17 protein-coding genes and 3 pseudogenes are annotated in these 24,896 nt (G+C 73.0%); 10 read left to right on the plus strand and 10 right to left on the minus strand.

Annotation, left to right across the window (positions count from 1 at the left end):
- Positions 1 to 354: 354 nt before the first annotated feature.
- Entirely contained in the window at positions 355 to 2,115 is a 1,761-nt protein-coding gene (locus ACIRSU_RS29795) for a phosphatidylglycerol lysyltransferase domain-containing protein (protein WP_403798511.1), read from the plus strand.
- Positions 2,116 to 2,153: 38 nt separating this feature from the next.
- Positions 2,154 to 2,873: a hypothetical protein gene (locus ACIRSU_RS29800; RefSeq protein ID WP_403798514.1), complete on the plus strand. Its 720-nt coding sequence runs from the start codon at positions 2,154 to 2,156 to the stop codon at positions 2,871 to 2,873.
- Here ACIRSU_RS29800 and ACIRSU_RS29805 read toward each other — a convergent pair.
- A complete protein-coding gene (locus ACIRSU_RS29805; RefSeq protein ID WP_403798516.1) occupies positions 2,807 to 3,577 on the minus strand; it encodes a hypothetical protein in 771 nt (256 codons plus the stop codon). The genes ACIRSU_RS29800 and ACIRSU_RS29805 overlap by 67 nt on opposite strands.
- A 78-nt stretch (positions 3,578 to 3,655) precedes the next feature.
- On the opposite strand from ACIRSU_RS29805, the gene ACIRSU_RS29810 reads away from it, so the two are divergent.
- Complete coding sequence (locus tag ACIRSU_RS29810) at positions 3,656 to 4,420, plus strand: adenosylcobinamide-GDP ribazoletransferase (protein ID WP_403798519.1); 765 nt, start codon at positions 3,656 to 3,658, stop codon at positions 4,418 to 4,420.
- A gap of 21 nt (positions 4,421 to 4,441) precedes the next feature.
- On the opposite strand, the gene ACIRSU_RS29815 is transcribed toward ACIRSU_RS29810, so the two are convergent.
- From ACIRSU_RS29815 to ACIRSU_RS29835, 5 genes are read right to left on the minus strand one after another with little or no spacing between them, the layout of a single operon-like run.
- Positions 4,442 to 5,248: an endo alpha-1,4 polygalactosaminidase gene (locus tag ACIRSU_RS29815; protein ID WP_403798521.1), complete on the minus strand. Its 807-nt coding sequence runs from the start codon at positions 5,246 to 5,248 to the stop codon at positions 4,442 to 4,444.
- Complete coding sequence (locus ACIRSU_RS29820; protein ID WP_403798524.1) at positions 5,245 to 5,868, minus strand: spherulation-specific family 4 protein; 624 nt, start codon at positions 5,866 to 5,868, stop codon at positions 5,245 to 5,247. Before ACIRSU_RS29820 ends, ACIRSU_RS29815 begins: the two co-directional genes overlap by 4 nt.
- 11 nt (positions 5,869 to 5,879) lie before the next feature.
- The gene (locus ACIRSU_RS29825) at positions 5,880 to 7,322 is read right to left on the minus strand and encodes a hypothetical protein (RefSeq protein ID WP_403798526.1); all 1,443 of its coding nucleotides are present in this window, start codon (positions 7,320 to 7,322) and stop codon (positions 5,880 to 5,882) included.
- A complete protein-coding gene (pelF, locus tag ACIRSU_RS29830; RefSeq protein WP_403798529.1) occupies positions 7,319 to 8,833 on the minus strand; it encodes a GT4 family glycosyltransferase PelF in 1,515 nt (504 codons plus the stop codon). The genes ACIRSU_RS29825 and pelF overlap by 4 nt, the downstream gene beginning before the upstream one ends.
- A gap of 32 nt (positions 8,834 to 8,865) precedes the next feature.
- Entirely contained in the window at positions 8,866 to 11,094 is a 2,229-nt protein-coding gene (locus tag ACIRSU_RS29835) for a hypothetical protein (protein WP_403798532.1), read from the minus strand.
- A gap of 339 nt (positions 11,095 to 11,433) precedes the next feature.
- Between ACIRSU_RS29835 and ACIRSU_RS29840 the strand changes: the two genes are divergently transcribed.
- From ACIRSU_RS29840 to aceE, 5 genes are all read left to right on the plus strand, one after another.
- A complete protein-coding gene (locus tag ACIRSU_RS29840) occupies positions 11,434 to 12,939 on the plus strand; it encodes a leucyl aminopeptidase (protein WP_403798535.1) in 1,506 nt (501 codons plus the stop codon).
- Between the two features lie 347 nt (positions 12,940 to 13,286).
- Positions 13,287 to 14,675, plus strand: a complete 1,389-nt coding sequence (gene lpdA, locus ACIRSU_RS29845) for a dihydrolipoyl dehydrogenase (RefSeq protein WP_403798538.1) — start codon at positions 13,287 to 13,289, stop codon at positions 14,673 to 14,675.
- 62 nt (positions 14,676 to 14,737) lie between these two features.
- On the plus strand, positions 14,738 to 16,519 hold the full coding sequence (sucB, locus tag ACIRSU_RS29850; protein WP_403798541.1) for a 2-oxoglutarate dehydrogenase, E2 component, dihydrolipoamide succinyltransferase: 1,782 nt from the start codon (positions 14,738 to 14,740) through the stop codon (positions 16,517 to 16,519).
- A gap of 171 nt (positions 16,520 to 16,690) precedes the next feature.
- The gene (locus tag ACIRSU_RS29855) at positions 16,691 to 17,314 is read left to right on the plus strand and encodes a GntR family transcriptional regulator (RefSeq protein WP_403798543.1); all 624 of its coding nucleotides are present in this window, start codon (positions 16,691 to 16,693) and stop codon (positions 17,312 to 17,314) included.
- Between the two features lie 308 nt (positions 17,315 to 17,622).
- Positions 17,623 to 20,325: a pyruvate dehydrogenase (acetyl-transferring), homodimeric type gene (aceE, locus tag ACIRSU_RS29860; RefSeq protein WP_403798544.1), complete on the plus strand. Its 2,703-nt coding sequence runs from the start codon at positions 17,623 to 17,625 to the stop codon at positions 20,323 to 20,325.
- 331 nt (positions 20,326 to 20,656) lie between these two features.
- On the opposite strand, the pseudogene ACIRSU_RS29865 reads toward aceE, so the two are convergent.
- The 3 pseudogenes from ACIRSU_RS29865 to ACIRSU_RS29875 form a co-directional block, all read right to left on the minus strand.
- A pseudogene (locus ACIRSU_RS29865) lies at positions 20,657 to 20,912 on the minus strand (cellulose-binding protein); the annotation flags it as partial.
- A gap of 41 nt (positions 20,913 to 20,953) precedes the next feature.
- Positions 20,954 to 21,098, minus strand: a pseudogene (locus tag ACIRSU_RS29870) (cellulose-binding protein); the annotation flags it as partial.
- A gap of 48 nt (positions 21,099 to 21,146) precedes the next feature.
- Positions 21,147 to 21,941: pseudogene (locus tag ACIRSU_RS29875) on the minus strand (serine/threonine-protein kinase); the annotation flags it as partial.
- A 60-nt stretch (positions 21,942 to 22,001) separates the two neighbouring features.
- Here ACIRSU_RS29875 and ACIRSU_RS29880 point away from each other — a divergent pair.
- A complete protein-coding gene (locus ACIRSU_RS29880) occupies positions 22,002 to 22,961 on the plus strand; it encodes a helix-turn-helix transcriptional regulator (RefSeq protein ID WP_403798547.1) in 960 nt (319 codons plus the stop codon).
- A gap of 372 nt (positions 22,962 to 23,333) precedes the next feature.
- Here ACIRSU_RS29880 and ACIRSU_RS29885 read toward each other — a convergent pair whose 3' ends face one another.
- A complete protein-coding gene (locus ACIRSU_RS29885; RefSeq protein WP_403798549.1) occupies positions 23,334 to 24,275 on the minus strand; it encodes an SDR family oxidoreductase in 942 nt (313 codons plus the stop codon).
- Between the two features lie 99 nt (positions 24,276 to 24,374).
- Between ACIRSU_RS29885 and ACIRSU_RS29890 the strand changes: the two genes are divergently transcribed.
- Positions 24,375 to 24,896 (plus strand): DUF4240 domain-containing protein, encoded by a 522-nt coding sequence (locus ACIRSU_RS29890; RefSeq protein WP_403798621.1) that lies wholly within the window; start codon positions 24,375 to 24,377, stop codon positions 24,894 to 24,896.

Here is a 24,896-nt window from a genome sequence, read left to right on the forward strand (position 1 = left end):
CTCAGCCAGGTCGAGTCAGGCTCGGCCGGTCGGGCTCGGCCGGTCCGGCGGACTCGGCTCCGGCCGAGGCCGGTCCTGCTGCGGCCGACCGGTCCCGGCTCGGTTCGGCCACGGCCGGCCACGCTCGGCCCGTCCCGGCCGGGGCGTCGTGCCCCTGCTCGGGCCAGGTCCCGGGCTGGGCCGACTCGGGTCTGGTCGATCCAGGCCGAGCAGGCTCGGCCCGCCCTGGCCGGAGGTCGGGCCCCGCTCGGGCCCGGGTGCCACGCACCGCGTCCAGGACGGGCGCCACGCGCGCCGTGTTCGGGCCCGGCCCGGGCCGGACAGTGTGAGCGGCGCCCAATATGATCGCGTTTTATGGGAGAAGTCCGTTTGTCCACCACCGGAGCACCACAGAGCACGGTCCGCTCGCGCCGCAGCGCCGCGTTCGCCGTCTGGTATCTGCGGGCCGTCACGTTCGTCAATTTCCTGAGCGCCGTCTGGGTCTCGTTCGGCAACGACCTGCGCCGGCACAACGAGGACAACTACTTCACCCCGTACATGCTGACCGCCGGCTTCGCCTCCGGGGTCTTCACGCTGTTCCTGGCGATCACCATGCGCCGTCGCAAGCGGGCCGCGTGGATCCTGAACTTCGTGCTGAGCGGGCTGTTCCTGCTGCTCTTCGCGGTCGTGATGATCTTCCCGGAGATCCGGCAGCACGCCCAGAACTGGGTGTCGCTGGCGCTGACCGCCGCGTTCTTCGGCTCGCTGCTGCTCGGCCGCAGGGAGTTCTACGCGAAGGGTGACCGCTCCAACCCGATCGCGGCCGCCGTCGTCGCGGTCGGCGGGCTGCTCGTCACGTCCCTCCTCGCCACGCTCCTGGTGACCGTCACCAACACGGCGTCCGGGCACTCGACGTTCCTGGAGCGCTGGAAGTACGGCGTGCTGCGGCTGATCACGCTGGCCTCGGACGACAAGGCGTTCGCGACGATCAACACGCCCGGCTGGGTCGACGTCGTGATCAACGTGATGTCGACGCTGCTGCTGTTCGCGGTGCTGTTCGCCGCCTTCCGGGCCCGGCGGGCCGTCGACCCGCTCACCGAGGAGGACGAGGACCGGCTGCGGGCGCTGCTCGACAAGCAGGGCGACCGGGACTCGCTCGGCTACTTCGCGCTGCGCCGTGAGAAGAGCGTCATCTGGTCCCCGAGCGAGAAGGCGGCCATCACCTACCGGGTGGTCGGCGGTGTCTCCCTCGCCTCCGGCGACCCGATCGGCGACCCGGAGGCGTGGCCCGGCGCGATCGAGCCGTGGCTGGCCGAGGCGCGCGAGCACGGCTGGATCCCGGCGGTGATGGGCGCGAGCGAGGAGGCCGGGCAGATCTACGCCCGGCACGGGCTCGACGCGCTGGAGCTGGGCGACGAGGCGATCGTGGAGACCGACGAGTTCACGATCGACGGGCGGGCCATGCGCACGGTCCGGCAGGCGTACAACCGGGTCAAGCGGGCCGGGTACCAGGTGCGGATCCGGCGCCACGAGGAGATCCCGGCCGACGAGATGGCCGTACTGCTCGCCAAGGCGGACGACTGGCGGGACGGCGAGACCGAGCGCGGCTTCTCGATGGCGCTCGGCCGGCTCGGCGACCCGAAGGACGGGCGCTGCGTGATGCTGGAGTGCTTCGACGAGCAGGGCGAGCTGCGCGCGCTGCTGTCGTTCGTGCCGTGGGGGCCGAAGGGGCTGTCCCTCGACCTGATGCGGCGGGACCGGGAGTCCGAGAACGGCCTGATGGAGTTCATGGTCATCGAACTCCTCCAGCGGGCCAAGGAGATCGGAATCACTCAGGTCTCGCTCAACTTCGCGATGTTCCGATCCGTCTTCGAACGTGGCTCGAGGCTCGGTGCGGGACCGGTGCTGCGCATGTGGCGTTCACTGCTCAGCTTCTTCTCCCGCTGGTGGCAGATCGAGTCGCTGTACCGCGCCAACGCCAAGTACCGACCGATCTGGGAGCCCCGATTCATGCTCTTCGAGAAGAGCGCCGACCTGCTGCGCATCGGCCTCGCCGCCGGCCGCGCGGAGGGCTTCCTGGAGGCCCCCGGGCTGCCCAAGTGGCTGCACCGCAAACATCTGGAGGGCAGACGTTGACCCGCCCCTCGTCCGTGCGGGCGTCCGCGCGAGCATCCGTGCGGACGTTCGCGCGCCGTGAGTGGGGTCCGCTCTTCGGGACCGTACGCACGGCGCTCGCCTTACGCCGGTGGCGTGCGATCCCGATGACGATCGGCGCCGTCCTGCTGACCTCGGTCTTCCAGCTGGTGCAGAACCAGGACTGGGGCTATCAGGCGGTCCAGGACATCGGCTCGGTGCGGGCCGAGGACCCGCTGGGGTACGCGCTGCTCCGCACCCCGCTCTCGCTCTTCGTGCCGGCGCTCGACCTGCCGGTGTGGGGCGCGCTCGGGCAGGTCCTGCTGGTGTTCGGGATCGCCGAGATCTGTCTGGGCCGGTGGCGGACACTGCTGATCGCGTACGCGGCCACGCTGGCCGGCACGCTCTACGCGCGCGTCGGCATCGCCCTCGGCCCCGACAACCCGCTGGGGCTGCCCGCCTCCGACGCGCTGATCGTGGACACCGGGCCGTCGGCGGCGGTGGTGGGCCTCGCGGTGTACGTGTGCTGGCGCCACCGGGCGCGGTGGACCGGGATCCTGGTGATCGTCGCGATGGTCGTCGAGGTGCTGGTCAAGAACAACCTGGCGGGCAAGGAGCACATCGCCGCCATCGCCGCCGTACTCCTCGTGATCGCCTTCCAGGAGTGGCGGGAGCAGCGGCGCGGGCCGCTGGCTCAGCTCGACGACGTGGAGCCGCCGCGGCCGGGGGCACGCTCCTGGAAGCCGCCGATCAGGTCCTGAACCTTCCGCCGCACCCGGGTCCAGCGCTTGTCGTGCCGGTAGGCGCGGATCCGGGCGCGGGCGCGGGCGCGGTGGCGGCGGGCGTAGAGCCGGCGGGCCCACCAGGAGCCGGGGCGGGCGAGCCGGACGGCCCCGATGATCGCGACGAGGGGCACGAGGGTGCCGATGATCGCCAGCCGCAGCTTTCCCTTCACGAGGGTGATCAGGACGAAGAGGAAGTTGACGGCGAGGGTCAGGATCAGGGCCGTACGGTCCTGGCGCTCCTCCCCCGTCATGTCATTGACGCCCAGCGGCGAGAAGCCGGTGAGCGCGAGCAGGACCAGGGTGGCGGTGAGGACGACGACCTCGACGCTCTGACGGCCGGCGTCCGACCAGTAGACGTCGTCGAGGTGCAGGATCAGCGCGAACTCGTCGAGGACGAGCCCGGCGCCGACGCCGAACACCACCGCGAAGACCGCGGCCGTCACGCCGTGCCGCCCGCTGCTGACCGCCCCGAAGCCGCCGAGCACGCTGAGCACGACGCCCGGCACCACGTGGTGGATGTGCAGGCCGCCGGAGGAGACGTTGCCGAACGGGCCCTTGCCTGCCCGGATGAGCCGGGTGATGGTGCGGGTGACCAGGAAGGTCACCACGAAGGCGGTCAGGGCGAGGAACAGCGGGAGCTTCCCGGGTTCGACGATGTTGCGCGAGAACCAGTGACCCATGCCACCCTCTGCCGATTGGTCAGTTTTCGTCCGGTACGGCCAATTTAGCGTCTACGCCGGGGCACTACCCTTCCGCGGATGGACGGCCTGCGATTCGCCTTCGGCACCCTCACGGTGCTTCCCGCCCGCATCACCCGCTGGGACCGCGACGCGGCCCGGGCCGGGATGCTCTGCGCCCCGCTCGCGGGTCTCGTCGTCGGCCTGTGCGCGGCCGCGGCCGGCGGCGTGTCGCTGCTCCTCGGCGCGGGCCCGCTGCTCGCCGCCGTCCTCACCGCCGCCGTCCCCGCCCTGCTCACGCGCGGCCTCCACCTCGACGGCCTCGCGGACACCGCCGACGGGCTCGGCAGCGGCAAGCCCGCGGAGGACGCCCTGCGGATCATGAAGCAGTCCGACATCGGCCCCTTCGGCGTGATCGCCCTCGTCTTCGTCCTCCTCGCCCAGATCGCCGCGCTCTCCCAGCTGTACGCCGAGGGCTGGGTGTACGGCACGATCGCCGCCGCCCTCGCCGCGACCGTCGCCCGGCTCGCCCTCACCCTCGCCTCCCGCGAGGGCGTCCCGGCGGCCCGCCCCGAGGGCCTCGGCGCGATCGTCGCCGCGACGGTCCCGGTCCGCGCCGCCGCCCTCACGACCGCCCTGGTCGTCCTCCTCTGCGCGGCCGCCGGCGCCCTGTTCTCCCCGTACGACGCCCTCCGCCACACCCTGGCCGCCCTGGCCGCCCTGGGCGCGGCGGAACTGCTGCTGCGACGGTGCGTGGGGCGCTTCGGCGGGGTGACGGGGGACGTCTTCGGAGCGGTGGCGGAGACGGCGGGGACGGTGGCGGTGGTGGTGTTGACACTGGGGTGAATCCGGCGCGTCGGGGGCCTCTCAACAGGCCTCCCGCCACGCCCCCAGTTCGTACCGCTTCCGCATCGAGCTGAGGCCCAGTCGCCGCGTCTCGGGGCAGAACTCCCCCGTCTCCAGCTCGTACTCCACGTGGAAGACCGCCTTGCCCGCCCTCACGAACGGGACGAGCCGGTCGCACTCCTCGTACTGGGCGCACTGTTCGTTGACCGCGAAGTCGAAGTCGGGGAGGAGGGCGGGGATCTGGTCGAGGTCGTTCTTGAGGGCGACGGCGAGGCCGCGGTCGTGGGCGAGGCGGGCGACGAGGCGGTTGTAGCGGAGCTGGTCGGCGGGGGTGAGCGGGAAGCCGGTGTCGTTCTGGTAGCCGTCCATGTTGTCGGGTTCGACCGCGTCGAAGCCCTTGGCGCGGCACAGGTCGAGGCGGGCGGCCATGAGGGGGGCGAGGAGGTCGGTGCGGCGGATGTCGAGCCAGCGCTCGCCGGGCCAGCCGTTGCCCTTGCCGAGGACGGCCTTGGGGAACTTCGCGGCGTCGGGGCGGAAGTCCTCCCAGGCGCCGGTGGAGACGTAGCAGATGACCTTGCGGCCGCGGCGGTGCAGCGCGGCGACGGTGGTGGCCGGGTGGTCGAAGCCGTCGATGTCGTAGACGGGGACGTCCACGGAGGGGTCGAGGCGGCCGCTGAGCTGCCACTGCCAGGCGAGACCCGGGGCCGGTCGCCAGCGGTCGGCCCGCGGCCCGGGATCCGGCCTGGGATCCGGCGCGGGAGGCGTCGTCGTGCAGGCCGTGAGCAGGAGCAGGAGGAGGGCGAGCAGGGGCAGCGGGCGGCGGGTCACCGGACGGGCTCCAGGGTGTGCGGCAGCGTGCCCCACGGGTGCGCGCCCGTGCCCGGCACCGCGCAGTGGACCGGGGTCGCCGGGCGCGGGGCGTCGGCGGGGACCGCGTAGACGAGGTGGCAGTAGTGGTCGGCGACCGGGAGGTCGAGGGCGCGGTAGGCGTCCCAGGGGCCCTCGAAGGTGACGAGGAGGTCGGCGATCTCCTCGTAGCCGGGGGCCGGGTGGGCGCCGTGGTTGAGGACGAGGGTCGTGGCGCCGGCGGCCCGCGCGGCCACGGTCAGGCGGCGGTAGTGCGGCAGCGCGGCCGGTTCGGTCGGCACCTGGTCGAGGAACGCGCCGTCGGCGCCGTACCAGTCGCGGTGCCGTACCAGGTCGGCGACGACCTCGGCGTGCGGGCGGCGGCCGTAGTCGGTGTCCGCGTAGCCGAGGACCCGCACCCCGGCGGCCCGCAGCCGGGCGGCGACCTCGGCGAAGGCGGGGTCGGGGGCGCGGCCGGCGCCGCTCGCCGGGTTGAGGACGACGCCGTAGAGGGCGGGCGCGGCCGCGACGACGGCGGCCCAGTCGTCGGGGCGGTCGGCGGGGTGCTCGTAGAAGGGCAGCAGGAGGGAGGAGGGAGTCACAGTCCGGGCCCCTAGAAGCGGTGGGCGGTCGGTCGAACCAGCAGGACACAGGTCAGCACGCACAGCACGGCCGCCGCCAGGCCCGCCGCGACCGGCCCGGCCGCCGGGGCCAGCGCCTGCGCGACGGCGGCGAGCAGGCACACCACGGCCGCGCTCGACACCGCGCCGAACGCCTGCAGCAGCAGCCCCAGCCACAGCACCGCGCCGACCAGGAGCAGCGCGACGATCCGCCCGGCGGACACGGCGGCGGCGCCGGGCCACAGGGCCCCGGCGGTGACGGTGAGCGCGAGGAGCAGGGCGAGGTAGCCGCCGAGGCAGCGGGCCAGCATGCCGGTGACGGCGCGCCGGAACTCGTACGCGGTGGTCAGCAGCCGCAGCCGGGTGAGGCTGGCGCCGCGGAAGCGGTGCAGGAGCCATTCGGCCGGGCCCATGGAGAGGCTGAGCGCGATGACGGCGTCGGCGCCGACGCCGAGCACGAGCAGTCCGCTGCCGAGGCCGAAGAGGCCGTACGGGAGCGAGGCGGCGAACGGCGGTCCGCCCCGGCCGCCGCCCCGGCCCCCGGCGCGGCCGGCGCGCAGCGAGAGCCCCGCGAAGGCGGCGGTGGCGGCGAGCGAGAGCAACAGGAGGGCGATCCGCAGCGGCTCCGGCAGGTCGTGGCGGACGGCCGGGACGGCGCCGGCGAGCGGCAACAGGGCGGCCAGCAGGGCGCGTTCGCGCCCGAGGACGAGCAGCACGGTCGCCGCCGCCAGGTACACCGCCTGCCCGGCCCCGAACAGCGCGGCCGGCCCCTCCCCCGGCCCGGCCGCCGCCACCGCGACCGCCGCACCCGCGAGCGCCCCCGCCGGAGCGCCGGTCTGCAGCGCCCGTACGGCGGCCCGCCGGTCGCCGAGCCCGAGCCAGCTGTACGCGCGGTGCGCCAGGGCCTGGTTCCACACCCACCCGGTGACCGCCCCCGCGAACAGCGGCACACTCCCCGGCGGCAGCCCGTACCGCCCGGGCCCGGCGGCCAGGACCGGCGCCCCCAGCACGTACGCGAGCCCCGGCAGCGCGAAGACGAGCCCGCGCAGCAGACACCCGGCGAGGCCGGTGTGCCAGGGCCCGGCGGCCGGCGCCTCGGGCTCGGGGTGGCGGCGCTCGGTACGGGCGTAGAGGTCCTCGGCGAGGGCGAAGGAGTCGGCCCGGCCGTAGGTGAGCCGGATGTGATCGTCCGTCATGCCGTCCGACTCGAGGATCGCGGCTATCTCGTCGGGATGCACGGCGACGGCGGCGAGCGCGCCGAGACGGACGACGAGGTCGTCGAGGGGGTCGGGGGCGTACTCCACCGAGCCTCGCCTGCCTGCCGGCGCGGCCGTCGACGCGGGCGCCCCGGTCCCCGCCGTCGTCGTCCGCTGCCGCGGGATCGTCGGCAGAGAGTCGCCGGTCGTGCCCGGCTTCAGCCACAGCGAGCCGCTCATGCCGGCACCGCCTCCCCCCACGTCCGGCGCCACGGGTCCGTGAGACGGACCGTCCAGTCCTCGGGTTCGGCGGGCGGGCAGGTGGGGCGGCCCGCGAGTTCGAGGTAGATGCGGCGGAAGCCGTCGACGGAGCGGTGGAGGGTGAAGCGGTCGACGACGCGCTGGCGGGCGCGGCGGGCCAGGTCGGCGCGGCGCCCGGGGTCGTTCAACAGCTCGGTGACGGCGGCGGCCATGACGGCGGGTTCGCGGGGCGGGACGACGAGGCCGGTGTCGCCGACGGCCTCGCGGACGCCGCCGACGTCGGTGGAGACGGTGGCGCGGCCGCAGGACATGGACTCGATGAGGGAGAAGGGGAAGCCCTCGCTGATGGAGGAGAGCATGACGACGTTGCCGGAGGCGTAGGCCCCGGCGACGTCGGAGGTGCGGCCCTCGAAGGTGACGCCGTCGGCGACGCCGAGTTCGGCGGCGAGTTTCTCCAGGCGGGTGCGGTAGTCCTCGTTGCCGGCCGGGACCGGGCCGAACAACCGGAGCCGCAGCTCGGGGAGTTCGGCGCGGCAGATCGCGTAGGCCCGGATCAGGGTCTCCAGGTCCTTGATGGGGTCGACGCGGCCCACCCAGCTGAGCGTCGGGGTCTCGGGCTCGGGGCCGGCCCAGGGGAAGGCGGCGGGGTCGACGCCGTTGTAGACGGTGCGGATGCGGTCGGCGGGGGCGCCGCCGCGTTCCTCCCAGCGCCGGTTGTACTGGTTGCACGGGGTGATGAGGTCGGCCTTGCGGTAGCCGAGGGTGTTGAGCTCGCGGTAGAAGCCGAGGAGCAGGGCCTTGACCGGGAAGCGCTGGGCCTCGGTGCGGTAGCCGAGGTACCGCTCGCGCAGGTAGATGCCGTGTTCGGTGAGCAGGAAGGGCACCCCTTCGAAGTGCTGGGCGGCGAGCGCCGGCAGGGTGGCGAGTCCACTGGAGACGGCGTGCGCGACGCGGCCCCCGGGTATCCGGGCGGCGAGCGGGCGCAGCGCGTGTTCGAGCAGGTCGGTGGCGGTGAGGGCGTCGTGGACGGTGGGCCGGGCCGCGGCCGTCGGCAGGTGCGGCATGGTCCAGATCCACATCAGGGAGCGCAGGACGCGCTCGGAGCGCAGGGCGGCGGTGAGCCGGCCCTCGCGGGCGAGCCCGGCGAGTACGAACAGGCTGTCGCCGAAGTCGCAGTCCGCCGCCGGGTCGAGGATCGCGAGCAGCAGGCGTTCGTACGCGTCGAGGAAGCGGCGGGCGGCCCGGCCGCGCGGGGCGCACCGGGCCCGCTCCGGGGCGGCGCCCCAGAGCGGGAAGGAGGTGTGGGCGGTGAGGTTGGGCGGCAGTTCCCAGGTGACGGGTTCGCGGCCGCTGCCGGTGAGGGCGAGGACGTGGAAGTCGACCTCGGGCATGCCCCGGATCAGCTGGTCGCACCAGGTGCTGACGCCGCCGTGGACGTGCGGATAGGTGCCTTCGGTGAGCATGGTGACGTGACGGCCGCTGCTCGGCATGTGCGTGTCCCCCCGGACGCGAGGCGGGCTGGTCAGGTCGTCGGCAGCTTGAGCGTGACGGCGGTCTGGAGCAGTTCGGGCGTGGTCCAGGCGGACCGCGTGCCGGCGTACGGGGTTCCGAACGCGGCCGTGCCGAGCAGGAGTTGCTTGCGGGTGCCCTCGGGGACGGTGACGGGGACGGCGACGCCGGAGGGCGCCTTGACGGTGACGGTGTCGCCGACGCGGTAGGCGGTGACCTGGCCGGCGGCGAGCGCCCGCTCCCAGTCGGCGCGGCGGCTCAGCTCGGTCCCGACGTCCTTCTGGCGCGGGTTCACCAGCGGGGTGTTGGCGGCGTAGACCGCCTTGTAGTCGGCGAGGACCTGGTCGAGGACGGGGTAGAGCAGACGTTCCTCGGCGAGGTTGGACTGGTGGACGTAGTGCGGGCGCGGGTCGTTGCCGAGGACGTGGGTGAGGACGGTGCGGGCCTCGCGCGGCGCGATGTACGCGGCGTAGCCGGTGGCCGGGTCGAGCGGGGCGGGCAGGCAGGTGGAGGCCGGGTTGTTCTCGCAGAGGCCGCTGCCGCCGTCGGCGCGCGAGGTGTAGATCCAGTTGTACTCATCGGTCATCTCGGCGGCGGTGCCCGCGTTGTAGTACACGTTCATGGGGTGGCGGGGCACGGTCAGCGCGGCGCCGTAGCCGGTGCCGACGGAGCGCTGCCGCGGCTCGCGGGAGGCGTCGCTCGCGGTCCATTTCACGCCGTTGTCGGCGAGGGCGCCGGCCAGGTTCGGGTTGTCGGCGGGCTGCTGCGGCAGGGTCTTCAGGCCGGAGTGCTCGCCGGTGACGAGCTCGGTGCGGTCGACGGGGACGCCCTTGCCGGCGGCCCAGTCGAGGTTGTCCCGGATCTGCGCGGAGATCTCGCTGCGGCTCACCCACCGGACGGCGCCGGTGGCGTCCTTGGCGCAGCTCCAGGGGACGGTGGTGGTGTCCTGGACGCAGCCGAGGAAGGCGTGGGTGTAGGTGTGGTTGACCCAGCGGTACTGCGCCCGGTCGGCGAGCAGCCGGGCGGCCAGCGGGTCGCTGCCGCCGTGCTCGGTCTTCCACTCCTCGCCCTGGCCGCCGTTGTAGACCAGGTCGAGGAGGAGGCCGGAGGACTTCTGCCAGGCGGCGGCGTACGCGGCGTCTTCGGCGGTCATCCGGATCGGGTTGCCGCCGGCCTGGTCGCCGCCGGCGCAGTCGTTGTCGCCGGGGGTGCAGTCGCGGACGGTGTCCCAGCGGGCGTCGGGGGCGAGGACGTCGTCGACGTGGACGGAGAGGTAGTTGCGGCTCTGGCCGAGGTGGACGCCCTGGGTGAGCCAGTCGACGATGCCGCGGGCGAGCACCCGGAACTGGCGCTGGTACGGGTTGTAGGCGAAGGTGACGACGAGTTCGCGCCGCCCGTCGTGGGCGTACTCGCCGATCAGGCTCATCCGGCCGCCGTCGGCGGCGGGCATGTCGAGGTAGCTGGTGTAGCCGGCCCGGGGGCGGCCCGCGTAGCCGTAACTCTCCGAGACGTCCGGGTCGTTGTCGTCGAAGGTGACGGTCCCGCGCAGGTCCCGGAACGGCCCGGCCTGCCCGGCGGGGGTGACATAGGCGCGGGCGCCGTCGAGGACGCCGGCCCAGCCGCCGTCGGACGTGTAGTCGAGGCCGACGTCGGGGTGCGCCCAGGTGTAGGCGTCGACCTGCGGGATGCCGAAGTCCCGCTCGTACGCGACGAGCGCGGCCTGCTCGGCGGAGTCGGGGCCGAAGACGGCCTCGTGGGGCAGGACGACGCCCTGGTACCTGGCGCGCGGCCGGCCGTCGACGGTGTCGTGGAGGAAGGCCGCGGTGAGCACGGGCCGGTTCGGGTCGTCGAGGCCGATCCGGCGGTACGGGATGCCGGAGCCGGTCAGCTCGGCGGTGATCGCCTCGACCGCGCTGCCGCCGTCGTCGACGACGAGCACGGTCAGGTCGACGCGCGGGGCGGTCGTCGCGGCGCCCGCCTGCGCGGCGGGGACGACGGCGGCGAGCAGCGCGGCGGCGGCGAGCGCGGCGAACCGGGAGCCCCCGCGGGCCGCGCGTCGGGCGCCGGACGGAGAGGCCCCGCGGGAGGCGCCGGGCCGGGCATCCCCGCGGGCCGCGGCACGGGAGGCGGCGAGCCCGGAGCTCTCGCGGGCCTCGCTTCGAGCCGCGAGCCCGGAGTCCCCGCGGGCCGGAACCCTGGATCCGCGGGCGGTTCCGGGCGTGCGGGAGCGGCTGGAATCCATCGGTGGTGTCCCCCCTCGGCAGGCCCGCCGGGGCGGCGGGACCTGTGGAGATGTCGCAGTGGATGGCGTGGTCGAGGCGCGTTCGACGGCGCGTCGGAGTTGACGCGGAGCCGACGCGGCCCGGTGACGCGAGCCGAGTCTGGAACGCGGCCGCCCGGCCCGCGACGTAAACCCGACAGAGACTCCACGGACGAGTGAATCGCCGTCGCCGTGAGCGAAGGCGGTGAGCGAGCGTAACCTCGTGTCCGGGCGCTCTTCGGGCCGAAATACGATGCGGCGGGCACGGTCGGCCCATCCCTCGACCGCCACAGAACTCAACGGAAGCGAGAATTCACCACCGTGACTGCTCTCACTCTCAGCACCGCCGGCGCGGCGACGCTGCGCGCCGACGTCGTCGTGGTCGGCGCCGCGAAGTCCGGGAAGACCCTCGTCGTGGCCCCCGGCGCCGAGGCCGTCGACCAGGCGTTCGACGGCGGCCTGGCCGCCGTCCTGGACACTCTGGGTGCCACCGGCGCAGAGGGTGAGGCGACCAAGCTTCCCTCGCCGGCCGGCCTCAAGGCCCCCGTCGTGCTCGTCGTCGGCCTGGGCTCCGCGCCCGAGGACGGCGAGGGCTACGACGCCGAGGCGCTGCGCCGCGCCGCCGGCACCGCCGCCCGCGCCCTGGCCGGCGTGAAGAAGGCCGCCTTCGCGCTGCCGATCGGCGCCCCCGAGGACGCCGCCGCCATCGTCGAGGGCGCGCTGCTCGGCGCGTACGCCTACACCGCGTACCAGGACGGCGAGGGCCGCAAGAAGCCGCTCGGCGAGGTCGCCCTGCTCGGTGCCAAGCCCCGCGACAAGGCCTACAAGGCCGCCGCGGAGCGCGCGCGGACCGTCGCCGAGGAGATGAACCGCGCCCGCGACCTGATCAACCAGCCGCCGAACGACCTGACCCCGGCCGCGTTCGCCGCCGCCGCGCAGGCCGCCGGCAAGGAGCACAACCTCAAGGTGCAGGTGCTCGACGAGAAGGCGCTCACCAAGGGCGGCTACGGCGGCATCCTGGGCGTCGGCAACGGCTCGGTGAACCCGCCGCGCCTGGTCCGCGTCGCCTACACCCACCCGAAGGCGGAGAAGACCCTGGCCCTGGTCGGCAAGGGCATCACCTACGACTCGGGCGGCATCTCGCTGAAGCCGGCCGGCCACAACGAGACGATGAAGTGCGACATGAGCGGCGCCGCCGCCGTGTTCTCCGCCGTCGTCGCCGCCGCCCGCCTGGGCCTCGAGGTCAACGTCACCGGCTGGCTGGCGCTCGCCGAGAACATGCCGTCCGGCTCCGCCACCCGCCCCGGTGACGTCCTGCGCATGTACAGCGGCAAGACGGTCGAGGTCCTCAACACGGACGCCGAGGGCCGCCTGGTCCTCGCGGACGCGCTGACGAGGGCGTCGGAGGAGCACCCGGACGCGATCGTCGACGTGGCCACCCTGACCGGTGCCATGGTCCTGGCGCTCGGCAACCGCACCTTCGGCATCATGGCCAACGACGACGACTACCGCTCCGCGATCCACGAGATCGCCGAGGAGGTCGGCGAGCAGTCCTGGCCGATGCCGCTCCCCGCGGACCTGCGCAAGGGCATGGACTCCGCCACCGCCGACATCGCCAACATGGGCGAGCGGATGGGCGGCGGCCTGGTGGCCGGCCTCTTCCTGCAGGAGTTCGTCGGCGAGGGCATCACCTGGGCCCACCTCGACATCGCGGGCCCGGCCTTCCACGAGAGCGCCCCGTACGGCTACACCCCGAAGGGCGGCACCGGCTCCTCGGTGCGCACCCTGGTCCGGCTCGCGGAGCGCACGGCGGACGGCGACCTCTGATCCGGTCCGGATCCGGCTCCGGGCCAGGTCCGGTCCGGCTCCGATCCGGTTCCGATCCGGTTCCGGTCACTGAGTGATCCGCGTCACGGCCCCCAGGTCATCGACCTGGGGGCCGTTCGCTCGCGACGAAATCCGTAGCTTCGTACGTGGCCGTCGCCCGTCCGTACGGACTATCCGCCGTCTCAGAGCGCGGCCCCGCGTCCCGCCGTCCGGCAACAAGTGCGAAGATGGGTTCTCGGCAGGACAGGGCCCCCACCACAGGGCCGACAAATATGCGGCCGGACACCCGGAGCCGCCGCCTGGTCACCGACGACCAGCGACGAGCGCACATGCATGGAGGACGTGACGTGGCGAACGACGCCAGCACCGTTTTCGACCTAGTGATCCTCGGCGGCGGTAGCGGCGGTTACGCCGCGGCGCTGCGCGGAGCGCAGCTGGGCCTGGACGTCGCACTGATCGAGAAGAACAAGCTCGGCGGCACCTGCCTGCACAACGGCTGCATCCCCACGAAGGCCCTGCTCCACGCCGGCGAGGTCGCCGACCAGGCGCGCGAGGCGGAGCAGTTCGGTGTCAAGGCCTCCTTCGAGGGCATCGACATCAAGGCCGTGCACAAGTACAAGGACGACGTGATCTCGGGCCTCTACAAGGGTCTGCAGGGTCTCGTCGCCTCCCGCAAGGTGACGTACATCGAGGGCACCGGCCACCTGTCGTCCCCGACCTCCGTCGACGTCGACGGCCGCCGGGTCGAGGGCCGTCACGTCCTCCTCGCCACCGGCTCCGTGCCGAAGTCGCTCCCGGGTCTGGAGATCGACGGCAACCGGATCATCTCCTCGGACCACGCGCTGACCCTGGACCGGGTGCCGGAGTCCGCGATCATCCTCGGCGGCGGTGTGATCGGCGTCGAGTTCGCCTCGGCGTGGAAGTCCTTCGGCACCGACGTGACGGTCATCGAGGGCCTGAAGCACCTCGTCCCGGTCGAGGACGAGAACAGCTCCAAGCTGCTCGAGCGCGCCTTCCGCAAGCGTGGCATCAAGTTCAACCTGGGCACGTTCTTCCAGTCGGCCGAGTACACCGAGAACGGTGTCAAGGTCACCCTGGCCGACGGCAAGACCTTCGAGGCCGAGGTGCTGCTCGTCGCCATCGGCCGCGGCCCGGTCTCGGCCGGTCTCGGCTACGAGGAGCAGGGCATCGCGATGGACCGCGGCTACGTCCTGGTGGACGAGTACATGCGGACCAACGTGCCCACGATCTCCGCGGTCGGCGACCTGGTCCCGACGCTCCAGCTCGCGCACGTCGGCTTCGCCGAGGGCATCCTGGTCGCGGAGCGGCTGGCCGGTCTGAAGCCCGTGCCGATCGACTACGACGGCGTGCCGCGGGTGACGTACTGCCACCCGGAGGTCGCCTCCGTCGGTATCTCCGAGGCCAAGGCCAAGGAGATCTACGGCGCGGACAAGGTCGTCGCCCTGAAGTACAACCTCGCGGGCAACGGCAAGAGCAAGATCCTGAAGACCGCGGGCGAGATCAAGCTCGTCCAGGTCAAGGACGGTGCCGTGGTCGGCGTCCACATGGTCGGTGACCGCATGGGCGAGCAGGTCGGCGAGGCGCAGCTGATCTACAACTGGGAGGCGCTGCCGGCGGAGGTCGCGCAGCTCATCCACGCCCACCCGACGCAGAACGAGGCGCTCGGCGAGGCCCACCTGGCCCTGGCCGGCAAGCCTCTGCACTCCCACGACTGACGCTCACGTCATCACAGGGCGCGACGACCAACTTCCGCAATTCGTTAGGAGCAACTGAAACCATGTCGGTTTCCGTAACCCTGCCGGCGCTCGGCGAGAGCGTCACCGAGGGCACCGTCACCCGCTGGCTCAAGGCCGAGGGCGAGCGTGTCGAGGCCGACGAGCCGCTGCTCGAGGTCTCGACCGACAAGGTCGACACCGAGATCCCCGCCCCCGCCTCGGGCATCCTGGCCTCCATCAAGGTCGCCGAGGACGAGACGGTCGAGGTCGGCGCCGAGCTGGCCATCATCGACGACGGCACCGGCGCCCCCGCGGCTGCCCCGGCCCCCGCCGCCGAGGCCGCTCCGGCTCCGGCCGCCGAGCCGGCTCCGGCCCCCGTGGCCGAGGCCCCGGCCGCCCCGGCGCCCGCCGCCGAGGCTCCGGCCGCCGCCCCCGCCGGTGCCGCCCAGGGCACCGACGTCGTCCTGCCGGCGCTCGGCGAGTCCGTCACCGAGGGCACCGTCACCCGCTGGCTGAAGTCGGTCGGCGAGACCGTCGAGGCCGACGAGCCGCTGCTCGAGGTCTCCACGGACAAGGTCGACACCGAGATCCCCGCCCCCGCCTCCGGCGTTCTCCTGGAGATCGTCGTCGGTGAGGACGAGACCGCCGAGGTCGGCGCCAAGCTGGCCGTCATCGGTGCCGCGGGTGCCGCTCCGGCCGCCCCGGCCCCGGCCGCCGCCCCGGCCCCCGCCACCGCTCCGGCCCCCGCCACCGCTCCGGCTCCGGCCGCTCCGGCTCCGGCTCCGGCTGCCCCGGCCGCCGCCCCGGCTCCGGTCGCCCCGGCCGCTCCGGCCCCGGTCACCCCGGCCCCGGCCGCCGCCCCGGCCGCTCCGGCTCCCGCCGCCGCACAGCCGGCGGAGGACGGCGCCTACGTGACCCCGCTGGTCCGCAAGCTCGCCACCGAGAACGGTGTCGACCTGACGGCCGTCAAGGGTTCGGGCGTCGGCGGCCGCATCCGCAAGCAGGACGTCCTCGCGGCCGCCGAGGCCAAGAAGGCCGCCGCTGCCGCCCCGGCCCCCGCCACTGCAACTGCCGCAGGCCATGCCGCCGCCGCGCCGAAGACCCCCGCCCTGGAGGTCTCCCCGCTGCGTGGCCAGACGGTCAAGATGACCCGCATGCGCAAGGTCATCGGCGACAACATGATGAAGGCGCTGCACGGCCAGGCCCAGCTGTCCTCGGTCGTCGAGGTCGACATCACCAAGCTGATGAAGCTGCGCGCCCGCGCCAAGGACGCGTTCGCGGCCCGCGAGGGCGTCAAGCTCTCCCCGATGCCGTTCTTCGTGAAGGCGGCGGCCCAGGCGCTGAAGGCCCACCCGGTCATCAACGCCCGGATCAACGAGGACGAGGGCACCATCACGTACTTCGACTCGGAGAACATCGGCATCGCCGTGGACTCCGAGAAGGGTCTGATGACGCCGGTCATCAAGGGTGCGGGCGACCTGAACATCGCCGGCATCTCCAAGGCCACGGCCGAGCTGGCCGGCAAGGTCCGCGCCAGCAAGATCACGCCGGACGAGCTGTCCGGTGCGACCTTCACCATCTCCAACACCGGCTCGCGCGGTGCGCTCTTCGACACGATCATCGTGCCGCCGAACCAGGTCGCCATCCTGGGCATCGGTGCCACGGTCAAGCGTCCGGCCGTCATCGAGACCGCCGAGGGCACCGTCATCGGCGTCCGCGACATGACCTACCTGACGCTGTCGTACGACCACCGCCTGGTGGACGGCGCCGACGCGGCCCGCTACCTGACCGCCGTGAAGGCGATCCTGGAGGCCGGCGAGTTCGAGGTCGACCTCGGTCTGTAAGGCACGCGGCCGGAAGGCAACGTAACGAGCCTCACCGTCGGCGCCCCCGTCCGGATGTGTTTCCGGGCGGGGGCGCCGCCGTATTGTCTAAATGTCACGCCCTCCCGTCGCCCGACCGCCACCCCTGCCGGAGGCCCTTCGGGCCGCACCTTTTTATTTGGAGCTGCCCCCATGACCATGCCCGTCGTCCATTCGCTGCGCGAGCAGATCCGCGAGCACATCGTGGAGGGCATCGTCAGCGGTCGCTGGAAGCCGGGCGAGCGCATCGTGGAGCGGCGGATCGCGACCGAGCTGGAGGTCTCGCAGACGCCGGTGCGCGAGGCGCTGCGCGAGCTGGAGTCGCTGCGGCTGATCGAGTCGGCGCCCAACAAGGGCGTCCGGGTGCGCAACCTCTCGGCCGCGGACCTGGAGGAGAGCTATCCCGTCCGGGCCGGTCTGGAGCAGATCGCGGCGGAGCTGGCGGCCGGCCGTCTGGCGGCCGACTGCTCGGCCCTGGAGCCGCACGTGGCGGCGCTGTACGAGGCGGACGCGGCCTCGGACGGCACGGCGCAGGTGCGGCACACGGTGGCCTTCCACCGGGAGCTGGTGAAGGCGGCCGGGAACAGCGTGCTGCTGCACACCTGGGAGGGCCTGGGCATCGAGGTGTTCACGGCGCTGTCGATCCGCTGGCTGGGCACGGTGCAGAAGTCGTACGCGGAGGAGCACCAGGAGCTGGTGGAGGCGTTCCGCCGGGGCGACCCGAACATCGGGGCGCTGGTGAAGGCGCACGTCCTGGGATGCGCGCCGAGGGCGTGATCCGGCCGACGGGTCGTTTGATCCCGGCCACCGGATCGATGAGCGGGTCCACCTCCGGGCGGGCCCGCTCATTTGTGCGAGGGGCGCCTCAGAATGAGAGCCCACCTGCGAAAACAAGGCACCGGGTGCCCTCCGTCGCGGCACCCTGTGCCGACTTTGGTGCTCCGGGCATCTTTTTCTTGGCGAAGCTTTGATCGATCATCGATCGACGGCTTACAGTCTTCGGCGGGCCGTACCCCGGTCCACGCCCTGTCCTGCCAGACAAGGCCGATTTATCTCCACCCCCACCTGTCCGGAAGGCGGCGATCATGACCGATCCCGTAGGCAAGATTCCGAGCGAGCTCGACCAGCTCCCGGACCGTGACACCGAGGAGACCGCCGAGTGGGCGGCCTCTCTCGACGCCGTCACCAAGGCCGCCGGCCCCCACCGGGCCGCCTACCTGATGCGCCGTACCCTCCAGCACGCCGACACGGCGGGCCTCGCCCTGCCGAAGCTCCTGGAGACGGACTACCTCAACACCATCCCCACCTCCGCCGAGCCCGTCATCGACGGCGACGAGGAGATGGAGCGGAAGATCACCGCCTGGAACCGCTGGAACGCGGCCGCGATGGTCACCCGCGGCGCCAAGCACGGCGTCGGCGGCCACATCGCCACCTTCGCCTCCGCGGCCTGGCTCTACGAGACCGGCTTCAACCACTTCTTCAAGGGCAAGGAGGGGGACGGCTCCGGCGACCAGCTCTACATCCAGGGCCACGCCTCCCCCGGCATCTACGCCCGCGCCTTCCTCGACGGGCGCCTGAACGAGGCCCACCTCGACAACTTCCGGCAGGAGTCCGGCGGCAACGGCCTGCCCTCCTACCCGCACCCGCGCCGCCTGCCCTGGCTGTGGGAGTTCCCGACCGTCTCCATGGGCCTCGGCCCGCTCTCCGCGATCTACCAGGCGCGCTTCAACCGCTACCTGACCAACCGCGGCATCAAGGACGTCTCCGCCTCCCACGTGTGGGCCTTCCTCGGTGACGGCGAGATGGACGAGCCCGAGTCGACGGCGGCACTCGCACTCGCCGCCCGCGAGGGTCTGGACAACCTGACCTTCGTCATCAACTGCAACCTGCAGCGCCTCGACGGCCCGGTCCGCGCCAACTTCAAGATCGTGCAGGAGCTGGAGGCCCAGTTCCGCGGCGCCGGCTGGAACGTCGTGAAGACCCTGTGGGGCAACGCCTGGGACGAGCTGTTCGCGCTCGACACCACCGGCGCCCTGGTCCGCCGCCTCCGCGAGGTGCCGGACGCGCAGGTCCAGACGTACCAGACCCGCGACGCCGCCTACATCCGCCAGGACTTCTTCGGCAAGGACCCGGCGCTCGTCGCGATGGCGCAGCTGCTGTCCGACGACAAGATCCTCGAGTGCTTCCACCTCTCCCGTGGTGGCCACGAGCCGCGCAAGGTGTACGCCGCGTACAAGGCCGCGCTGGAGTTCAAGGGCGCGCCGACCGTCATCCTGGCGCAGACCGTCAAGGGCTTCACCCTCGGTGAGGGCTTCGCGTCGAAGAACGCGAATCACCAGATGAAGAAGCTGTCGTCGGACGAGTTCAAGCAGATGCGTGACCTGCTGGAGCTGCCGATCTCCGACGCGCAGTTCGTCGACGGCGTGGTCCCCTACGGCCACCCGGGCGCCGACTCCCCCGAGGTCCGCTACCTCCAGGAGCGCCGCGCCGCCCTCGGCGGCCCCGCCCCGGCCCGCCGCGTCCACCCGGTCGCGCCGCTGCCGGCCCCGGCCGACAAGGTCTTCGCCTCCTTCGACAAGGGCTCCGGCTCGCAGAACGTCGCCACCACGATGGCCTTCGTGCGCCTGATCAAGGACCTGGTCCGCGACAAGGAGACCGGCAAGCGCTGGGTCCCGATCGTCCCGGACGAGGCCCGTACCTTCGGTATGGAGTCGCTGTTCCCGTCGCTCGGCATCTACTCGCCGAAGGGCCAGACGTACGAGCCGGTCGACCGCGACCAGCTGATGTACTACAAGGAGGCCGTCAACGGCCAGATCCTGAACGAGGGCATCACCGAGGCCGGCTCGATGGCCGACTTCATCGCCGCGTCGACCGCGTACTCGACGCACGGCGAGGCCATGATCCCGTTCTACATCTTCTACTCGATGTTCGGCTGGCAGCGGACCGCCGACCAGATGTGGCAGCTCGGCGACCAGCTCGGCCGCGGCTTCCTCGTCGGTGCGACCGCCGGCCGCACGACCTTGACCGGTGAGGGCCTGCAGCACGCCGACGGCCACTCCCCCGTCATCGCGGCCACCAACCCGGCGGCGCTGACCTACGACCCGGCGTTCGCCTACGAGGTCGCGGCCATCGTCAAGGAGGGCCTGCGCCGCATGTACGGCGAGGCGGCCGAGGGCGAGGACCAGAACGTCTTCTACTACCTCACCGTCTACAACGAGCCCATGCCGCAGCCGGCCAAGCCGGGCCACGCGGGCGTCGACGAGGGCATCGTCAAGGGCCTCTACCGCTTCAACACGGCCGAGTCGGCCGGCCTGGAGCTGCCCGCGAACGCCGCCCGCATCCAGCTGCTCTCCTCCGGCACGGCCATCCACTGGGCCCTGGAGGCGCAGAAGCTGCTCGCCGCCGAGTGGGGCGTGGCCGCCGACGTGTGGTCCGCGACCTCCTGGACCGAGCTGCGCCGTGACGCCCTCGAGGCCGACGCGGCCCTGCTGCGCGGCGAGGAGCGGGTGCCGTACATCCGCCAGGCCCTGGAGGGCGTCGACTCGCCCGTCCTGGCCGTCTCCGACTACATGCGCCAGGTCCCGGACCAGATCGCGCAGTGGGTCGAGCAGGACTACACCTCGCTGGGCGCCGACGGCTTCGGCCTGTCGGACACCCGTGAGGCCGCCCGCCGCCACTTCGGCGTCGACGCCCAGTCGATCGTCGTGGCCGCCCTGGCCCAGCTCGCCCGCAAGGGCGAGGTCCAGGTGACCGCGGTCAAGGAGGCCCGGGAGCGGTACGGCCTGTGAGGCCGGCCGCCCGCCCGGGCGGTGAGTGACCGAGGGGCCGCCCTCCCCGTACGCCGACACGTACGCGGAGGGCGGCCCCTCGCGGTTCCGTGCGGTCAGCCCTTGGTCTGCTGGACCGGGATCGCCTCGGCCGGCCCGGGCTCGGGCGCCGTACCGGCCGACAGGGCGTCCGCAAGGGCCTGCAGCTGGCGGACGATGCGGGACCGCTGCTCGACGAGGGCGTCGACCGGCTGGTACCGGCTTGCCGCCAGGATCGCGGCGATCTCGGCATGGACCTCCTGCAGCCGTGCCCACTCCCGCTCCGCCGCGTCCCGCAGCTCCACGGCCCGGCCCACGACCGTGCGGGCCCTGCGCTCCGCGTCCGTGCGCAGCTTCTCCGCCTCCAGGCGCAGTTCTTCTGCCCGGTTCTCGATCTCGGCGAGGCGCGTCTCCGCCTTGGCCTGACGCGAGAGGAGGTCGCGCTCCGACTGTTCGCGGCGCTTGGCGAGGCTCGTCTCGAACTCCTTGGCGGCCTGGGCCGCCTTGTCGCGGGTCTCCGCGAAGAGGGCCTCCGCCCGCGCCCGCAGGTCCTGGGCGTCCTGCAGCGCCGCGCCCCGTACGGCCGCGACGTCCTTCTCCACCTCGAAACGCAGCTCGGCCGCGAAGGCCTCCGCGTCGTCGCGCACCTGCTGGGCGGCCGACTCGGCCAGCAGGCGGTGCTGCTCGGCGGCCTGCCGGGCCTCCTCTCGCAGCTGCAGGGCCTCCGCCGCGGCCAGCTCCAGCACCCCCTCGACTGCCGAGGCCGGGTACCCGACCAGACGGTCCAGGACGGCCGCCGCTGAGGCCGGCCGGTCCTCGGGTTCGCGGGCGAGGAGCTGCATGACGAGTTCGGCGAGCTCGGGCGGGATCCCGGGCGCGAGTTCGTCGACGGCGCGCACCTCGCCGTGGATCACCTGGTACGTGATCGCCCACGCGTTGTCCCCGGTGACGGGCGCCTGACCGGTGAGCAGGAAGTAGAGCAGCGCGCCCAGCGAGTAGAGATCGCTGCGGTGGTCGACGGTCCGTGCGCCCTTCGCCTGCTCGGGCGACATGTACGCGGGGGTGCCCAGCGGGATGCCGGTGAGGGTGAGTCCGCCCTCTCTGAGGGTCTCCCCGAAGAACTTGGCGATGCCGAAGTCGAGGACCTTCAGCTCGCCCTCCTCGGTGAACATCACGTTGTTGGGCTTGATGTCCCGGTGGACGATCCCGCGCCGGTGCGCGGCGTCGAGGGCCGCGGCCACCTGCCGTGCCCAGGAGACGGCCACGTCCCAGCGCGGCAGTCCCGCCTCGACGGCGTCCTTGAGCGTGGGCCCGGGCAGTCGCTCCATCACCATGTAGAGGAGGTGCACGCCGCCGATCTCGGTGGCGCCCCAGTCGTGGGCGACGGTCGTGTACCGGCCGGGCAGTTCCGCGGCGGCCCGGATCTCGCGGCGGAAGCGGATGAGGAGCGTCTCGTCCCGCGCGGTCCTGCTGACGAACTTGACCGCCACATCCCGCTGCATCTTCTGGTCGCGGGCGGCCCAGACCTCGCCCATCCCGCCCTGGCCGAGTTCGTGCGTGAGCTCGTACCGGCCGTCCAGTAACACGCCTCGCTGCATCGCCGCTCCCCCCTGTGGTCTCCGGCCCCAGGGCCACAGTATGGATGGCAGGCTGGGCCCATGCGTGCCGCCCGCCTCATCAAATTGGTGCTTCTTCTCCAGTCCCGTCCGTCCATGACCGCCGCCGAACTCGCCGCAGAGCTGGAGGTGTCGGAGCGGACCATCACGCGGGACGCGCTGGCGCTGTCGGAGGCGGGGGTGCCGGTGTACGCGGACCGGGGGCGGGCCGGGGGATACCGGCTGGTCGGCGGGTACCGGACGCGGCTGACCGGGCTGGCGCGCGGGGAGGCGGAGGCGCTGTTCCTGTCCGGGCTGCCGCAGGCGCTGCGCGACATGGGGCTCGCGGACGCGGCCTCGGCGGCGCGGCTGAAGGTGTCGGCGGCGCTGCTGCCGTCGTTGCGGGACGCGCCGGAGGCGGCGGGGCGGCGGTTCCACCTGGACGCCCCGGCCTGGTACCAGGAGCCGGAGACCCCGGAGCTGCTCGCGCCGCTCGCGGAGGCGGTGTGGGACGACCGCCCGGTGCGGGCCGGCTACCGGCGCGGCGACCGCGAGGTGGAGCGCGAGCTCCAGCCGTACGGACTCGTCCTGAAGGCCGGGGTCTGGTACGTGTGCGCCCGCGCGGGCACCGCCTACCGCACGTACCGGGTGGACCGGTTCACGCGTGTCGTGCCCGGCGAGGAGCGGTTCGAGCGTGACCCGGACTTCGATCTGGCGGCGTTCTGGACGGAGCGCGCGGCCGAGTTCGCGCGCTCGCTGCTGCGGGCCGAGGTGGAGCTGCGGCTCACGGCGGCGGGGGCGCGGCGGCTGCCGTACGTGACGGACCGGGCGGCCGCGGAGGCGGCGCTGGCGGCCGGGGCCGACGAGGACGGCCGGCGGCGGGTGGTGCTGGCCGTGGAGAGCGAGGAGGTCGCCTTCTCGCAGCTGCTCGGGCTCGGGCCGGAGGTGGAGGTGCTGGCCCCGGCGACGCTCCGCGAGCGGTTCGCGGAGGCCGCGCGGGCCATGGCGGAGGTCTACGGGTAGCGGGGCCATTTCCGCGCGCCACGACGGAGGTCTACCGGTAGCCGACCGCTACCGCGCGAGCCCGTGACGGAGGTCTACCGGTAGCGGGCCGTGGCGCAGGACTACGGGTGGCCGACCGCTGCCGCGCGGCCCCGTGACGGAGGTCCACCGGTAGCGAGCCGCTACCGCGCGAGCCCGTGACGGAGGTCCACCGGTAGCGGGCCGTGGCGCAGGACTACGGGTAGCCGACCGCTGCCGCGCGGCCCCGTGACGGAGGTCCACCGGTAGCGGGCCGTGGCGCAGGACTACGGGTAGCCGACGGGCACCGCGCGGGCCATGACCGAGAGATCTTCGGGCAGCAGGCCGCGGCGGAGGGCTACCGGTGGCCGACCGCTACCGGTAGTCCTCGACCCGTACGTCCGGGTCGGCCTCCTTCGCGAGCATGAAGCCCCACGAGTCCGGCCGCGAGCCGTCCGCGTCCGTGAAGCCGTACGCCCGGGCGAGCTGTCCGCTGTCGAGCGACTGCCCGTTCCAGCGGGCCCGCTCCGGGTCGGCGGCGAGCGCGGCGACCGCCCGGCCCACGTACACCGGCGACTCGGAGATGCCGAAGTCCGGCAGCTTCTTGGTCGCGTCGCGCCAGTTGTCCTCGGTGACGCCGAAGTGGGCGAGCATCTGCTCGGAGCGCAGCCAGCCGGGGCTGACGGAGACGGCGGTGCCGCCGGTGTCGGCCAGCTCCTTCGCCAGGCCGAAGGCCATCCGGATGGGGGCGTTCTTGGCGAGGTCGTAGAAGAGGTTCTCGCGGTAGTGGGTGCCGTTGTAGGCGGTGGTGCCGTCGGTGACCTCGACGACGAGTCCGCCGGGCCGGCGGGTGAGCAGCGGCAGGGCGGCGTGGGAGGTGATCAGATGGGTCTTCACGCCGAGTTCGAGCATCCTCAGGCCGTCGGCGAGGGCGATGTCCCAGGTCTTCTTGCCGAACGAGCCGCCGATGAGATGTTCGCCGCCCCACACGTCGTTGACGAGGACGTCGAGCCGGCCGTCCTGCTCGCGGTCGATCCGGTCGACGAGGGCGCGGACCTGGTCGGGTTCCAGGTGGTCGGTGGGGACGGCGATGCCCGTGCCGCCCGCGGCCGTCACGAGTTCGGCGGTCTCCTCGATGGTCTCGGTGCTGCGGCCGACCTCGCTGACCTTGACGCGGGTGGTGCGGCCGGTGACGTAGACCGTGGCTCCGGCGGTGCCGAGCTGGACGGCGATGGCGCGCCCGGCGCCCCGGGTGGCGCCGGCGACGAGGGCGACACGTCCGGCGAGGGGCAGCTGTTCCTGGGTCTCGTTGATCATGCGGCCAGCGTGACAGGGAAAGACGACACCTTCTGTCCGGATTGATTTCAGCCGTTTCCGGGTGCGTCGCCCGGCGTGAGCCACGATGCTTGTCCCGTGATGGACGAGACGAAGTTCTGGGAGATCATCGACTCCACGCGGGAGCGCGCGGAGGGCGATCCGGAGGAGCACGCCGACCTGCTCGTCGAGCGGCTGACGGAGCTCGACCCGGACTCCGTCCTCGACTTCGCCCGCCATTTCGAGGCCCGCTACAACCGGGCCTACACCTGGGAGCTGTGGGGTGCGGCGGCCGTCCTGCTCGAAGGGGCGAGTGACGACGCCTTCGACTACTTCCGCTGCTGGCTGATCGGCCAGGGCCGGGAGGTCTTCGAGGGGGCGGTGCACGAGCCGGACGCGCTGGCGGAGCTGCTCGTGGACTTCGACGAGGAGATAGACGGGGACGGCGAGGAGCTCGGCTACGCGGCGGACGAGGCGTACGAGCGGCTGACCGGCACGGAGGCACCGGACCTGGGCATTCCGCCGCAGCCCGCGGAGCCGGCAGGCACCCCGTTCGACCTGGACGACGACGGGGTGCTCGCGGCCCGCTTCCCGCGGCTGTGGGCCCGGTTCGGCCCCGCATGA

The organism is Streptomyces sp. NPDC101160, assembly GCF_044768205.1.
GTDB lineage: Bacteria > Actinomycetota > Actinomycetes > Streptomycetales > Streptomycetaceae > Streptomyces.